Below are 13,280 nucleotides of genomic sequence, written 5' to 3'. Positions count from 1 at the left end.
GGCCGCGGGTCCCGCCGACGGCGGCCGGCCAGTTCCCGGCCCCGCCCCGGGCGCCGTCGTCCTCGGCACGCTGACCTGGACGCCGGCCCTGGACCGGCCCGACCTGCTCGCCGCGCCGGCGGCCGCCGCCCTGGACGACCTGGCCGCGCGGGCGCCGGTCGTCGCCCGGCAGGTGCTGGTGGCCGCGATCGACCCGGACCTGGCCGACACCGCCGCGATGACCGAGGCCTACGACCTGCCGCTGGAGGTCTCCGCGAACTGCGTGCTGGTGGCCGGGCGGCGGGCCGGGGAGGAGCGCGTCGCGGCGTGCGTGGTGCGGGCCACCACCCGGGCGGACGTCAACACCACCGTGCGCAAGCTGCTCGACGTGCGCAAGGCGTCCTTCTGGCCGATGGAGCAGGCCGTGGCGGCCTCCGGGATGGAGTACGGGGCCATCACCCCGGTCGGCGTGCCGCCGGGGTGGCGGCTGCTGCTGGACACCCGGGTCAGCACCGGCCCCGCCGTCGTCGGCTCCGGCATCCGGGGCTCGAAGATCCTGCTGCCGGGCGAGGTGCTGACGATGCTGCCGGCGGCGGAGGTCGTCGAGGGGCTGGGGCGGCCGGTCGACTGACCGGCGCCGACAGGTGACCGGCGCCGTCAGGTGACCGGCGCCTGCGGCGGCCCCGGCGGCGGCCCCGGCTCCGGCGGCCGTACGGGGCACCGGCGCCGACGCGGGCACCGGTGACTGAGACGATGCCGCCCGTGTTCCACGTCGTCTTCTACGAGCCCCGGATCCCTCCGAACACGGGCAACGCCATCCGCATGGTGGCGTGCACCGGAGCCACCCTCCACCTGGTCGAGCCGCTCGGCTTCGACCTGTCCGACGCCCACCTGCGGCGGGCCGGGCTGGACTACCACGACCTCGCCCGCGTCGCGGTGCACCCCGACCTCGACTCGGCCCTGGCCGCCGTCGCGCCGGGGCGGGTGCTGGCCTTCACCGGGCACGCCAGCACCAGCTTCGCCGACGTCGACTACCTCCCCGGCGACGCGCTGCTCTTCGGCCCCGAGCCCACCGGGCTGCCGGCGGAGGTGCTGGCCGACCCGCGCGTCACCGCGCGGCTGCGTATCCCGATGGTGCCGGGCACCCGGTCGCTCAACCTCTCCAACGCCGCCGCAGTGGCGGTGTACGAGGCGTGGCGCCAGCACGGGTACGCCGGCGGCGGCTGACCCGGGCAGCACCGTCGGGCAACGCAGCGCCGTTGTAGCCCAGCGCCGTGGGTGGTGGGTGGAGCGCAGCCGTCCACTCCCGGCTGCCGTCTCCGCGGAGGCACGGCCGGCATCAAGTAGTCCACCCGAGGCGGTGGCCAGAGCATTCCCTGGCCGGTATGGTGACTGGTATGGCAGACACTCGGAAGGTCACCGTCACCTTGCCGGTGGCGACGCTCGATGAGGTGCGTCGGCTTGTCGAGGCGGGCCAGGCCACCTCGGTGTCCGGCTTCGTCCAGCACGCTGTGGCCCTCGCACTGGACGACGTGGCGGGGTGGAGCCTGATGCTGAGAGAAGCGCTCGCTGATACGGGCGGCGAGCTGTCGGCCCAGGAGCGCGCCTGGGCGGATGATGTTCTCGGCCAGGGCCGTGACGCTGGCGCCGCGTGACCGGGGTGTAACGCTCGACGCAGGGGCCCTCATCGGCCTGGACCGTGGCGACCGCCGAGTCATCACGCTCCTGGCCCGGGCGCTGGAGACCGCCGCCCGCGTGACCATCCCTGCGACGGCTCTTGCCCAGGCGGTACGCAACCCAACCCGCCAGGTTCGACTCGCCCGTCTCCTGCGCCAGCCGGCCACTGACGTCGTGGCTCTCGACCGGCTGGGGGCGACCGCCGTCGGCCGCCTGCTGGCGGCATCGGGCACGGCAGACGTCGTGGACGCGCATGTGGTTCTCTGCGCCCGCCGGACCGGCCAGGTCGTCGTGACCAGCGACGCAGGGGACCTGCGACGCCTGGATCCGTCCCTCTCGCTCGTCTCGCTCTGACCCCGCACCGGATGCCGGGCTGCCCCGGACAGGCCGCAGCGGCTACCCGGCCTGGGTCGCGAAGCGCTTCCGGCTACGCTCCCGGGCCTTGGCCGCCTCGACCTCCCGGTCCTTCGGCGGCGCAACCGTCACCAGGGAGTCGAGCAGCTCCTGGGTGGCCGCCGCGACCTGGTCAACCGCGCGGTCGAACGCCTCCTGGTTGGCCTGCGAGGGCTTGGTCATCCCGGCGACCTTGCGGACGTACTGCAGGGACGCCGCCCGGACCTCCTCGGAGGCGGCCGGCGGGGCGAAGTTGTGCAGGACGTGGATGTTTCGGCACATGGACCCAGCGTGACAGCGACGCGGCGAGAGCGGAAGAGGCGGGCGGCAGGACACCGAGCGGGCACGAGGCGATGGTGGTGGACGGCCGAGCTGCCGGGATTCACGGTGCCCGTTCCGCCAGGCCCCGCCGGCCGCGCTCTACCCCGCGACCCCCGGCTGGGAGACGGCCTGACCCGGCGCGGCCGGCCCGCCGTCGGCGTCGAGCCGGGCCACCCGGCGCGGGCCGGCGACCTGGCGGTAGGAGTCGTCGAGCAGCTCGGCGACCTCCTGCCAGTCCACGTCCGCCGGGCCGGCCCCGTCGTGGGCCAGGTCCAGCCCGAGCCAGCCGGCGGGTCCGTGGTAGGCGGGGACGAACGCGCGCGGGTCTTCCAGCAGCGCCGTCCGCTCACCGGGCGCGGGAAGCACGAGGAGCCCGCGGGGGTACCTGACCCGGACCGTGGCCGAACCCTTGGTGCTGGAGCCGAAGATGGCGAAGGTCTTCCCGGCCCGGAACGTGGGCCGGCCGTGCGCGACGTGCTCCTCGGCGTCGGGGAAGGCGAGCGCGAGGCGGCGCAGGCGGCCGAGGAAGGGGTCGGCGTCGTCGAACATGATCGGGTGCGTCATGGCGGTCCCTCCCGGCCGGTGGGCGCCAGGGTAGCCGGGTATCCCCCGGGCGGGAGGCATCTCGGCCGGTCGGACGGGCGCCCGGGAAGGCTCCCCGTCGGGCCGGACGTCCTGCCGTGGGCGAGGCTGGGCGGGTGAGCCCGCTGCCCCGCGCCCTCGCCTGCGCGAACAAGCACCTCCTCAACCGGGTGATGCGCCGCGTCGCCCCGCACCTGCCCGGGTTCGCGTTGCTGACCCATACCGGGCGCCGGTCCGGCACGTCCCGCACCGTCCCGGTGAACATCTTCCGCGCGCCCGGGGGCTACCGGATCGCCCTGACCTACGGGGCGGACGCGGACTGGGTGCGCAACGTGCTGGCCGCCGGCGGGTGCACAGTCCTCGTCCGCGGGCGGCAGGTGGCGCTGACCGACCCGGTCCTGCGCCACGACCCGGGCCGCTCGTGGGCGCCGCCGGTGGTGCGGCAGATCCTCGGGCTCGCCCGGGTCCCTGACAGCCTGGTGCTGCGGGCCGCCGGGCCGGACGACGGCGCCGGCTCCGGCGACGGCGGCACCGCCCGGCGGTGACCAGGTGCGGCGGCGTCGTGCTCCTGCCGCACAGCGACGCTCCCCCGCCGACGATGCGCCGGCCGTGCGACCGCGATCGTGCCGTCGGCGGGGTCCGGCGCCTGCTCGGCCGCGCCGAGAACCGCCTGGCGGCCGCTCCGAAACAGCCACCGGCGTCGGCTGATCCTCGTCGGTGATCGATCCACTGGCTGGTAATTCCGGTGTTTATCTCGCCACTTCCAAGATATAGCGCACGGGGGGACTTGTGGCAAGGCCCCTGTCATGCCGCACAGTTGTGCGCCTGACGCCCTCGGCATGCCGATCCCAGAAAGCCGTGCGGTGCCGGGCGGCTGGTCCCAGGCGCGGCCGTGGTCCACAAGAAATGCCAGCGGACGGAGACCTTCATGATTGACGTGATCATTGCCGGCGGCGGCCCGACCGGCACGATGCTGGCCAGTGAGCTGCGGCTGCACGGGGTGCAGGTGCTCGTGCTGGAGAAGGAGCCGGTGCCGCCGGAGGCGGTCCGCGCGCTCGGCCTGCATGTGCGCAGCATCGAGGTGCTGGACCAGCGCGGGCTGCTGGACCGGTTCCTCGAGCTCGGCACGACGTTCACCCGGGCCGGCTACTTCGCCGGCATCGAGAGGCCGTGGCCGGCGGACATGGACACCGCGCATCCCTACGTCCTCGCCATCCCGCAGCCCACCATCGACCGCCTGCTGGCCGAGCACGCCACCGAGCTCGGCGCGGAGATCCGGCGCGGCAGCGAGCTGGTCGGGCTGAGCCAGGACGAGGAGGGGGTCAGCGTCGACCTGGCCGACGGCAGCCGGCTGCGCTCGCGCTGGCTCGTCGGCTGCGACGGCGGCCGCAGCACCGTCCGCACGGTGCTCGGCGTGGGCTTTCCCGGCGAGCCGGCCCGGACGGAGTGGCTGCGCGGGGAGATGGCGGTGACCGCACCGCCGGAGGAGGTAGCGGCCGTCGTCGCCGAGGTCCGCCGGACCCACCGCGGCTTCGGCGTCGGCCCGGCCGGGAACGGGCTGTACGGCGTCGTCGTCCCCGCCGCCACCGTGGCCGAGGACCGCTCGGTCCCGCCGACCCTCGAGGAGTTCCGGGAACAGCTGCGGGCCTACGCCGGCACCGACTTCGGCATCCACTCCCCGCGCTGGCTGTCCCGCTTCGGTGATGCCACCCGGCTGGCCGAGCGCTACCGGACCGGCCGGGTGCTGCTGGCCGGCGACGCGGCGCACGTGCACCCGCCTCTCGGCGGGCAGGGCCTGAACCTCGGCATCCAGGACGCGTTCAACCTCGGCTGGAAACTGGCCGCGGAGGTCGACGGCTGGGCGCGGGAGGGGCTGCTGGACAGCTACCACACCGAGCGGCACCCGGTGGCCGCCGACGTGCTGGACAACACCCGCGCGCAGGCCGAGCTGCTGTCCACCGAGCCGGGCCCGCAGGCGGTCCGCCGGCTGCTGACGGAGCTGATGGGCCTCGCGGAGGTGAACCGCTTCCTGATCGAGAAGGTCACCGGGGTCGGGTCCGCTACGACCTCGGCGAGGGGCACGGGCTGCTCGGCCGGCGGCTGCGGGACATTCCGCTGGGGCGGGGGCGGCTCTACGAGCTGATGTACGCCGGCCGCGGGCTGCTGCTGGACCAGACCGGACGGCTCTCCGTGGCCGGCTGGGCGGACCGGGTCGACCACGTCGTCGACGCCAGCCCGGAGCTGGACGTCCCCGCCGTGCTGCTGCGGCCGGACGGCCACGTGGCCTGGGCCGGCGAGGACCAGGCGGGCCTGCTGGGGCAGCTGCCCCGGTGGTTCGGCGCCGCTGGCTGAGCGTGCCGGCGCCGGCTGCTCCGGTCTTGCCGTGGTGCTGACCGAGTGGCTAGCATCCTGAACATGCGGTCAGCGCGGCGGCCACCGCCTGAGGACCTCACGGCCCGGGCGCGCATCCGTGAGGCCGCCGTCGACCGGTTCGCCCGCGACGGCTTCGGCGCGAGCGTGCGGACCATCGCGGCGGACGCTGGAGTGAGCCCCGCGCTCGTGCTGCACCACTTCGGCAGCAAGGAGGGGCTGCGGCAGGCCTGCGACGCGCACGTGCTGGCCACCATCGCGGAGCACAAGGCGCAGGTGCTCGGACCGGCGCGGGCGCAGCAGCTGCTCGTCGAGATGGCGCAGGTCGAGTCGTACGCGCCGCTGGTCGGTTACGTCCTGCGCAGCCTCCAGGACGGGAGCGGCATGGCCCGCGCGTTCGTCGACTCCTTCGTGGCCGACGCCGAGAAGTACCTGGCCGACGGCGTGGCCGCCGGGACGGTCCGGCCCAGCCGGGACGAGGCCGCGCGGGCCCGGTGGCTCACCATGTGCAGCCTGGGTGCGCTGCTCACCGAGCTGACGCTGAACCCGGTGCGCGACCCCCGGGACCTGGGGGCCGCGCTGCGCGCCTACGTCGAGCGCGTCGGGCTGCCGTCGCTCGAGCTGTACACGGAGGGCCTGCTCACCGACCGCGAGGTCCTCGACGCCTACCTGGCGTACCTGGCCGGCTCCCGGGGTGAGACGGCCGGACCAGCCGGACCAGCAGGACCGGCAGGGCCAGCAGGACCGGCGTCCCGGTCCCGGCGACCCCGCTCCCCCACGCCCGACCCATCCTGACCGTCCGTCCGAGAGCGTGCGTGCGTCGTGCCCGTCATCGAGATCAGCCGGCTGTCCAAGTCCTTCGGCCCGGTGCGGGCCCTCGACCGCCTCGACCTGAGCGTTCGGGCCGGCGAGGTGCACGGGTTCCTCGGCCCGAACGGGGCCGGGAAGTCCACCGCCATCCGGGTGCTCCTCGGGCTCCTGCGCGCCGACGCCGGCACGGCGCGGCTGCTCGACGGCGACGCCTGGGCGGACGCCGTCGCCCTGCACCGCCGCCTCGCCTACGTCCCCGGCGACGTCAGCCTCTGGCCCCGGCTGACCGGCGGGGAGGCGATCGACCTGCTCACCGGCCTGCACGGCGGGGCGGACCCGGGGCGGCGCGCCGAGCTCCTCGAGCTGTTCGACCTCGACCCGAGCAAGAAGGCGCGGACCTACTCCAAGGGGAACCGGCAGAAGGTCGCCCTCGTCGCGGCGCTGGCCGCCGATGTCGAGCTGCTGGTGCTGGACGAGCCGACCTCGGGGCTGGACCCGCTGATGGAGCTGGTCTTCCAGCAGTGCATCGCGCGGGCGCGTGCCGAGGGTCGGACCGTGCTGCTGTCCTCGCACATCCTCGCGGAGGTGGAGCGGCTCTGCGACCGGGTGACGATCATCCGCGACGGGCGCGCGGTGCTGTCCGGCGCGCTGGCCGAGCTGCGCCACCTCCGCCGCACGGCGGTGACCGCGACGGTCGCCGGCGACCCGCGCGGCGTGGCGGCGCTCCCCGGCGTGCACGAGGTCCGGGTCGACGGGCGCACGGTGCGGCTGTCGGTCGACGAGGCAGCGCTGTCCCCGGTGACCGCGCACCTGTCCACCCTCGGGCTGGCGTCGCTGACGGCGTCCCCGCCGACGCTGGAGGAGCTGTTCGTGCAGCAGTACGGCCCGGCCGGGGCGGGCGGCGTGGACGGGGTGCTGCGGTGACTGCGCTCGTCGGCGGCCGGCCGCCGGCCCGGATGCCTGCCCGCGGCGCGGGCGCCGTCGCCGGGGCCGCCCGGCTCGCGCGGTTCGCGCTGCACCGCGACCGGGTCCGGATCGCCGTCTGGGTGGTGGCCCTCGCCGGGCTGATCGGCTACTTCGGGGCCATCATCCCGGTGGTCTACCCGGACGCCGCGGCGCGGCAGACGCGCGCGGCGATCATGCGGGAGCCGTCCGGGGCGCTGCTGACCGGCCCGGGCTACGGGCTCGAGGACTACACGTTCGGCGTGATGATCGCCAACGAGATGCTCGGCCTGCTGGCGGTCGCCGCGGCCCTGATGTCGGTCTTCCTCGTGGTGCGGCACACCCGCGCCGAGGAGGAGGTCGGTCGGACCGACCTGGTCCGGGCCGGCGCCGTCGGCCGGCAGGCGCCGCTCGTCGCAGCGCTGGTGGACGCGGTCGTGACCAACGCGGCGGTCGCCGTCGGCCTCGCTGTGGCCCTCGTGGCCAACGATCTCCCGCCCGCGGACAGCCTGGCGGTCGCCGCGGGTGTCGCCGCGGTCGGGCTGGTGTTCGCCGCCGTGGCGGCCGTGACCGCGCAGCTCACCACCGGTGCGCGGGCGGCGACCGGCGCGGCGGGGGCGCTGTTGGCGCTCGCCTTCGTCCTGCGCGGGGTGGGTGACGCGCAGCAGGTGGGCGGCACCGCGCTGTCCTGGGCGTCCCCGATCGGGTGGGCGCAGCAGACCCGCGCCTTCGTCGACCTGCGGTGGTGGCCGCTGCTGCTGCCGGTGGCGGCCGCCGCGGTGCTGGTGACCGCCGCGTTCGTGCTGTCCGGCCGGCGGGACGTCGGCGCCGGCCTCCTCCCGGACCGCCGGGGCGCCGCCCACGCCGCCGGGTGGCTGCGCGCCCCGCTCGGCCTGGCGCTCCGGCTCGAGCGCGCGAGCCTGGTCGGCTGGGGCGTCGGCCTGTTCGGCTTCGCCGCGCTGACCGGGTCGCTGACCGGCGGCATCGTCGAGAGCTTCAGGGAGCAGCCGCAGCTCGCCGAGGTGTTCGGGGCGGCGGGCGGCGGCGACGTCGTGACGGCGACCCTGTCGGCGTTCCTCGGGTTCTTGTCGATGGCGGTGGCCGTGTTCGCCACGGTCACGGTCAACCGCCTGCGCCGGGAGGAGGCGGACGGCCGGGCCGCCGTCGTGCTCGCCGGGGCGGTCGGGCGGCCGGCGTGGGCGGGCAGCCAGCTCGCGGTGGCCCTGCTGGGCGCCACCATGCTGCTCCTGGCGTCCGGGCTCGGCCTCGGGCTGGGCGCGGCGGGCACCGCGGGCGGCGCCATCGTGGCCGACCTGACGCTCGCCGCGCTGGCGTACCTGCCGGTGGTGGCCGGGTTCGCCGCGCTGGCGGCGCTCCTGCACGGCGCCGGCCTGCCCGCGTGGCCGGGCTGGCTGCTGCTCGTCGCCGCGATCCTCGTCGGGCTGTACGGGCCGGTGCTCGACCTGCCCCCGGCGGTGCTCGACGTGGCGCCGTTCGCCCTGGTGCCGGCGGTCCCGGCGGCGGCCCTAGAGCCGCTGCCGCTCGTGGCGCTGACCGGGGTGGCGGTCGCGCTGTCCGCGTTCGCGGCGGCGGCCGTGCGCCGGCGAGACCTGCGGGGCTGAGACGGGTTCAGGACCTGCGGGCTGGGGCGCCCGGCAGGTCCGGGAGACGGACGGGCCGGGCGCTCCCCGGCGGCCCCACGTACAGTGGATGCCCGGTGTGCCGGGAAGTCTGGTCGGCGTCCTCGTCGGTGCCCCGTCGAGGGCCTCCGCCGTCGCCCCAGGAGCACCCGCATGGCACGCACACCCGCACCCTCCGCCGTCCGCCGCTGGGCCTCCCGCGAGACCACCGGGGGTGCGCTGCTGATCGCGGCCGCCGCCCTCGCCCTGCTCTGGGCGAACTCGCCGTGGCGGGCCGCGTACGACGCCGTCGCGCACACCGTCGTCGGGCCGGCCGCGTGGCACCTCGACCTCGACCTGGCCCACTGGGCGGCCGACGGGCTGCTCGCCGTCTTCTTCTTCACCGTCGGCCTCGAGCTCAAGCGCGAGATCGTCGTCGGCTCGCTGCGCGACCCGCGCCGCGCGGCCGTCCCGGTGCTCGCGGCGGTCGGCGGCATGCTCGTCCCCGCGGCCCTCTACACCGCCGTCGTGGTCGCCGCCGGCGACACCGGCGCGCTCAGCGGGTGGGCGATCCCCACCGCCACCGACATCGCGTTCGCGCTCGCCGTGCTGGCGATCTTCGGCCGCGGGCTGCCGGTGGCGATCCGCACGTTCCTGCTCACGCTGGCCGTGGTGGACGACCTGCTCGCCATCGTCGTCATCGCCGTCTTCTACACCGACGACGTCGCGGTCGGGGCGCTGGCGCTCGCCCTGGTCGCCGTCGCGGTGTTCGCGGTCCTCGTCAGGTCCTCCTGCGCCCACCCGGTGCTGCTGGCGCCGCTGGCGCTGGTCGCGTGGGGGCTGATGCACGCGTCCGGGGTGCACGCCACCATCGCCGGTGTCCTGCTGGGCCTCGCCGTGCCGGCCCGGCCGGTCCGCGGTGAGGCGGCGGACCGGGCGCACCGGTACGAGCAGGCCGTGCGGCCCTGGTCGGCGGTCGTCGCCCTGCCGCTGTTCGCGTTCTTCTCCGCCGGGGTGACGCTGGTCGGCGGCCCCGGGGACGGCTCGCCGCTGGCCCAGGCCGTCGTGCCGGCGGTCGTGCTCGGCCTCGTGGTGGGCAAGGTGACCGGGATCCTGGGCGTGGTCGCGCTGGCGACCCGGTCCGCGCGCCTGCGGCTGCCCGACGGCATCGGTCTCCGGGACCTGCTCCCCGTCGGGCTGCTGGCGGGCATCGGCTTCACCGTGTCGCTGCTCATCGCGGAGCTGTCGTTCACGGACGAGAGCACGGCGGCGGGCGCCAAGATCGCCGTGCTCGCGGGCACCACGCTGTCGGCGGCCGCGGCCGCCGTCCTGCTCCGGTGGGACAGCCGGCGGGCGCGCGCGGCCGACATGAACGACGACGGCGTCCCCGACCCTCCGCAGCCGGTCATCGGCGGTGCGCCCGACGACGGCTGAGCCGTCCGCGGTCTTGGCGCCGTCCGCCCGGGGTCGGCGCGGGCCCGGCGCTCGACGCCACGGCCGGTCAGGGGGTGAGGAGCACCTTGGTGGCGCGGCGCTCGTCCATGGCCCGGTACCCCTCGGCGGCCCGCTCCAGCGGCAGGGTCAGGTCGAAGACCCGGCCGGGGTCGATCTCGCGGTCCCAGATCAGCCGCACCAACTCGGGCAGGAAGCGGCGCACCGGGGCGGCGCCGCCGTGCAGGTGGATCCCGGCGCCGAACAGCGTCGCGCCGGGGATGCTCACGCCGTGCGCGACGCCGACGAACCCGACGTGCCCGCCGGGGCGGGTGGCGCCGATGGCCTGCAGCATCGACTGCTGCGTGCCGACCGCCTCGACCACGCTGTGCGCGCCCAGCCCGCCGGTGAGGTCCTTGACCCGGGCCACGCCCTCCTCCCCGCGCTCGGTGAGGATGTCGGTCGCGCCGAATTCCCGGGCCAGGGCCTGCCGCTCGGGGTGCCGGCTGAACGCCAGGACCCGCTCGGCGCCGAGCCGCCGGGCGGCCAGGACGGCGAGCAGCCCGACGGCGCCGTCGCCGACCACCGCGACGGTCTTGCCCGGGCCGGCCTCGGCCGCGACGGCGGCGAACCAGCCGGTGCCCAGGACGTCCGAGGCGGCCAGGAGCGAGGGGATCAGGTCGGGGTCCGGCATCCCGGGGGTCGCGACCAGGGTGCCGTCGGCCAGCGGGATGCGGGCGCGCTCGGCCTGCGTGCCGATGGTGCCCATCAGTACCCGGTGGATGCAGTAGGACTGGTACCCGGCCCGGCAGATCTCGCAGGTGTTGTCCGAGGCCCAGAACGAGCCGACGACGAAGTCGCCGGGCTTGACGGTGCGCACCTCGGCGCCGACCTCCTCCACCACCCCGACGTACTCGTGGCCCATGGGGGCGTCGTGGACGTCCTCCACCCCGCGGTAGGGCCACAGGTCCGACCCGCAGACACAGGCCGCGGACACCCGGATGACCGCGTCCGTGGGCTCGACGATCTGCGGGTCCGGCCGCTCCTCCACCCGCGCGTCCCCGGGGCCGTGCAGCACTACTCCACGCATCGTGGTCCTCTCCTCAGGCCGCGTCGAGGCGCAGCGTGGTGTCGCGGGCCGGTGGGTTGACCATCGGCTGCAAGTAGTCGTCGCCGTACCGGGCGTACTTGGTGCGGTACGCCTCGTCGACGACGTCGTCGTCCTCGGTGTCCCGGACGAGCCGGACCTCGCGCTCGATGGATGCCGCGCTGATCCTGGCCGTGCCCTCGGCGACGGCGCGGCGGTACCACTTCCCCGCCGGGCCCTTCCACGACCGCACGTACAGCGCGTCGCCCACCCGGACGACCCAGATCGGCACGCCCGTGCCCGGGCCGGTCCCCGCAGGGCTGATCCGCAGCTCCTCCGCCGCACCGATCGCGTCGAGTTCCTCGCTTGTCCACGTCATGGGCTTCTCCTTCCGGTCGTTCCAGCAAACTCCCTCCCCGGCAGGTGCGCGAGCCGCCGCCGGTAGCGAGTCCCGCCAGGGCCGGCACGGCGGTGACCGGCGCGTACCGGCGAGGACATGGACCGAAGCGAGGTCGACCACCTCCCGAACCTCACGGCGCCCGGCCGCCGGCTGGCCGGTAGACCGTGCAGGGCCTCGCTGGCGGCATGGGGAGGGTGGACGTCGAACCATCGAGGGGTGCCGACGACCTGTTCGACGACCGTCTGCGCCCGTTGAGAGGAGAGTGATCGAGATGGCTCTGAGCTATGAGGAGTACCTCGCTAAGCACCCCGTGGATCCCGAGAGTCGGGCGCAGATCGAGGCGCACAAGGAGCGGATGCTCGCCGAGGTCCGCGGCTACCGGCTGCGCGAGCTGCGCGAGCAGGCGGGCCTGACGCAGGCCCAGCTGGCCGAGCGCATCGGCGTCGGGCAGCGGCAGGTCTCCAAGATCGAGCACGGTGACCTCGACAACGCCAAGATCGGCACCATCCGCAGCTACCTCGAGGCCGTCGGCGGAGGACTGGCCGCCGAGTACGTGGCCGGCGACCAGCGGATCCAGGTCGCGTGAGTCCGTGTCGCTGCTCGTCGCGGAGCTAACGTTCACAGACGGCGGCACGCGTCCGCGGCCGATCCCTGCCGGTGCCCTACGCCCGGGTGGCCCACGCGGCCACGGCAACCGCCGCCGCGACGTTGAGCGAGTCCACCCCGCCGGCCATCGGGATCCGGACGGTCAGGTCGCACCGGGCGACGGTCTGCCGCTTGAGCCCGTCGCCCTCGGTGCCGAACACCATCGCCAGCCGCTCCGGCGGGCTGGCCGCGAGCTCGTCGAGGCTGCCCGAGCGCTCGTCCAGCGCGAGCGCCGCCACCGTGTAGCCCAGGCCGTGCAGCAGGTCGATGCCGTCGCTGGCACCGGCCGGCGGACCGGCCGGCCAGTGCCCGAACCGGGTCCACGGCACCTGGAAGACGGTGCCCATCGACACCCGCACGCTGCGCCGGTAGAGGGGGTCGGCGGACCGGGGGGTGACCAGCACGGCGTCGACCCCGAGGGCGGCACCGCTACGGAACGCCGCACCCACGTTGGTGTGGTCCACCACGTCCTCTAGGACCACGACCCGGCGTGCCCCGCCTCCGTCCCGGGCGCCGGCGAGGACGTCGGCCACCGCCGGCAGGGGCGGCCGGTGCATCGCGGCCAGCGCCCCGCGGTGCAGGTGGAAGCCGGTGACCGCCCGGAGCACCGGCTCCTCGGCGACGTAGACGGGGACCTCCCCGCCGTCGTCGTGCCCGCCGGTGCCGGGGGCGGCGGCGATGACCGGGGCCATGTCCGCCAGCCACCGCGGCGCCATGAGGAAGGACCGCGGCCGGTGCCCGGCCGCCACCGCCCGGGCGATCACCTTGGAGGACTCGGCCATGTACAGGCCGCGGGCCGGCTCGTCCCGGGCGCGCAGCGCGACGTCGGTGAGGCTGGTGTAATCGGCGAGCCGGGGGTCGGCGGGGTCGGTGACGCGGATCAGGGGCACGGCCCGTCATCCTCCCACCGTCCGCCGGGAGCCGTATCGCACCGGGCCGGGGCATCGCCGTGACCCGGTCGGCGGCAGGCCCGGCCCGACGTCGCCGCCCGCCGGCGACCCGGCACTGCCGCCGGGCCGACGCC

15 protein-coding genes and 1 pseudogene are annotated in these 13,280 nt (G+C 75.8%); 11 read left to right on the top strand and 5 right to left on the bottom strand.

Translation table 11 applies throughout. The annotated features are described in order from the left end of the window. Positions 1-70 precede the first annotated feature (70 nt). The 4 genes from MF406_RS07770 (at position 71) to MF406_RS07755 (ending at position 2,010) form a co-directional block, all read left to right on the top strand. Positions 71-610 carry a YbaK/EbsC family protein gene (locus MF406_RS07770; RefSeq protein ID WP_242897727.1) on the top strand — a complete coding sequence of 180 codons (540 nt, stop codon included), beginning with the start codon at positions 71-73 and terminating at the stop codon, positions 608-610. Between the two features lie 122 nt (positions 611-732). Then, positions 733-1,206 (top strand): tRNA (cytidine(34)-2'-O)-methyltransferase, encoded by a 474-nt coding sequence (locus tag MF406_RS07765; RefSeq protein WP_371744657.1) that lies wholly within the window; start codon positions 733-735, stop codon positions 1,204-1,206. A gap of 170 nt (positions 1,207-1,376) precedes the next feature. Next, a complete protein-coding gene (locus MF406_RS07760) occupies positions 1,377-1,634 on the top strand; it encodes a ribbon-helix-helix domain-containing protein (protein ID WP_242897424.1) in 258 nt (85 codons plus the stop codon). Continuing rightward, positions 1,594-2,010, top strand: a complete 417-nt coding sequence (locus MF406_RS07755) for a PIN domain-containing protein (protein ID WP_242897422.1) — start codon at positions 1,594-1,596, stop codon at positions 2,008-2,010. The genes MF406_RS07760 and MF406_RS07755 overlap by 41 nt, the downstream gene beginning before the upstream one ends. A 42-nt stretch (positions 2,011-2,052) precedes the next feature. Here the strand turns inward: MF406_RS07755 and MF406_RS07750 are convergent, their stop codons facing one another. Further along, entirely contained in the window at positions 2,053-2,331 is a 279-nt protein-coding gene (locus MF406_RS07750; RefSeq protein WP_242897420.1) for a DUF2277 domain-containing protein, read from the bottom strand. 138 nt (positions 2,332-2,469) lie between these two features. Continuing rightward, positions 2,470-2,934, bottom strand: a complete 465-nt coding sequence (locus MF406_RS07745) for an MmcQ/YjbR family DNA-binding protein (RefSeq protein WP_242897418.1) — start codon at positions 2,932-2,934, stop codon at positions 2,470-2,472. A gap of 134 nt (positions 2,935-3,068) precedes the next feature. Between MF406_RS07745 and MF406_RS07740 the strand changes: the two genes are divergently transcribed. From MF406_RS07740 to nhaA, 6 genes and pseudogenes are all read left to right on the top strand, one after another. Further along, positions 3,069-3,497 (top strand): nitroreductase family deazaflavin-dependent oxidoreductase, encoded by a 429-nt coding sequence (locus MF406_RS07740; protein ID WP_242897416.1) that lies wholly within the window; start codon positions 3,069-3,071, stop codon positions 3,495-3,497. A gap of 383 nt (positions 3,498-3,880) precedes the next feature. After that, positions 3,881-5,304: pseudogene (gene rox, locus MF406_RS07735) on the top strand (rifampin monooxygenase). A 63-nt stretch (positions 5,305-5,367) separates the two neighbouring features. Continuing rightward, positions 5,368-6,117 (top strand): TetR/AcrR family transcriptional regulator, encoded by a 750-nt coding sequence (locus MF406_RS07730; RefSeq protein ID WP_242897414.1) that lies wholly within the window; start codon positions 5,368-5,370, stop codon positions 6,115-6,117. A 27-nt stretch (positions 6,118-6,144) separates the two neighbouring features. After that, complete coding sequence (locus MF406_RS07725; RefSeq protein ID WP_242897412.1) at positions 6,145-7,056, top strand: ABC transporter ATP-binding protein; 912 nt, start codon at positions 6,145-6,147, stop codon at positions 7,054-7,056. Next, positions 7,053-8,696: an ABC transporter permease gene (locus MF406_RS07720; protein WP_242897411.1), complete on the top strand. Its 1,644-nt coding sequence runs from the start codon at positions 7,053-7,055 to the stop codon at positions 8,694-8,696. The genes MF406_RS07725 and MF406_RS07720 overlap by 4 nt, the downstream gene beginning before the upstream one ends. 171 nt (positions 8,697-8,867) lie before the next feature. Beyond that, on the top strand, positions 8,868-10,127 hold the full coding sequence (gene nhaA, locus MF406_RS07715) for a Na+/H+ antiporter NhaA (RefSeq protein ID WP_242897409.1): 1,260 nt from the start codon (positions 8,868-8,870) through the stop codon (positions 10,125-10,127). A gap of 67 nt (positions 10,128-10,194) precedes the next feature. Here nhaA and MF406_RS07710 read toward each other — a convergent pair whose 3' ends face one another. Further along, a complete protein-coding gene (locus MF406_RS07710; RefSeq protein ID WP_242897407.1) occupies positions 10,195-11,214 on the bottom strand; it encodes a zinc-dependent alcohol dehydrogenase family protein in 1,020 nt (339 codons plus the stop codon). 13 nt (positions 11,215-11,227) lie between these two features. After that, positions 11,228-11,590, bottom strand: coding sequence for a DUF2255 family protein (locus MF406_RS07705; protein WP_242897401.1), 363 nt, complete (start codon positions 11,588-11,590; stop codon positions 11,228-11,230). Positions 11,591-11,882: 292 nt separating this feature from the next. Between MF406_RS07705 and MF406_RS07700 the strand changes: the two genes are divergently transcribed. Then, the gene (locus MF406_RS07700) at positions 11,883-12,197 is read left to right on the top strand and encodes a helix-turn-helix transcriptional regulator (RefSeq protein ID WP_242897399.1); all 315 of its coding nucleotides are present in this window, start codon (positions 11,883-11,885) and stop codon (positions 12,195-12,197) included. 76 nt (positions 12,198-12,273) lie between these two features. On the opposite strand, the gene MF406_RS07695 is transcribed toward MF406_RS07700, so the two are convergent. Beyond that, positions 12,274-13,146, bottom strand: coding sequence for an RNA methyltransferase (locus MF406_RS07695; RefSeq protein WP_242897397.1), 873 nt, complete (start codon positions 13,144-13,146; stop codon positions 12,274-12,276). Between the last annotated feature and the right edge of the window lie 134 nt (positions 13,147-13,280).

The sequence above is a fragment of the Georgenia sp. TF02-10 genome (assembly GCF_022759505.1).
In the GTDB taxonomy this organism is placed as follows: Bacteria; Actinomycetota; Actinomycetes; order Actinomycetales; family Actinomycetaceae; genus TF02-10.
This window is presented reverse-complemented; position numbering and strand designations above follow the sequence as displayed.

Coding starts and splice junctions, on each gene's coding strand:
- MF406_RS07765 (WP_371744657.1), top strand. CDS start 733: ATGCCGCCCGTGTTCCACGTCGTCTTCTACGAGCCCCGGATCCCTCCG.
- MF406_RS07760 (WP_242897424.1), top strand. CDS start 1,377: ATGGCAGACACTCGGAAGGTCACCGTCACCTTGCCGGTGGCGACGCTC.
- MF406_RS07755 (WP_242897422.1), top strand. CDS start 1,594: ATGATGTTCTCGGCCAGGGCCGTGACGCTGGCGCCGCGTGACCGGGGT.
- MF406_RS07750 (WP_242897420.1), bottom strand. CDS start 2,331: ATGTGCCGAAACATCCACGTCCTGCACAACTTCGCCCCGCCGGCCGCC.
- MF406_RS07745 (WP_242897418.1), bottom strand. CDS start 2,934: ATGACGCACCCGATCATGTTCGACGACGCCGACCCCTTCCTCGGCCGC.
- MF406_RS07730 (WP_242897414.1), top strand. CDS start 5,368: ATGCGGTCAGCGCGGCGGCCACCGCCTGAGGACCTCACGGCCCGGGCG.
- nhaA (WP_242897409.1), top strand. CDS start 8,868: ATGGCACGCACACCCGCACCCTCCGCCGTCCGCCGCTGGGCCTCCCGC.
- MF406_RS07710 (WP_242897407.1), bottom strand. CDS start 11,214: ATGCGTGGAGTAGTGCTGCACGGCCCCGGGGACGCGCGGGTGGAGGAG.
- MF406_RS07705 (WP_242897401.1), bottom strand. CDS start 11,590: ATGACGTGGACAAGCGAGGAACTCGACGCGATCGGTGCGGCGGAGGAG.
- MF406_RS07700 (WP_242897399.1), top strand. CDS start 11,883: ATGGCTCTGAGCTATGAGGAGTACCTCGCTAAGCACCCCGTGGATCCC.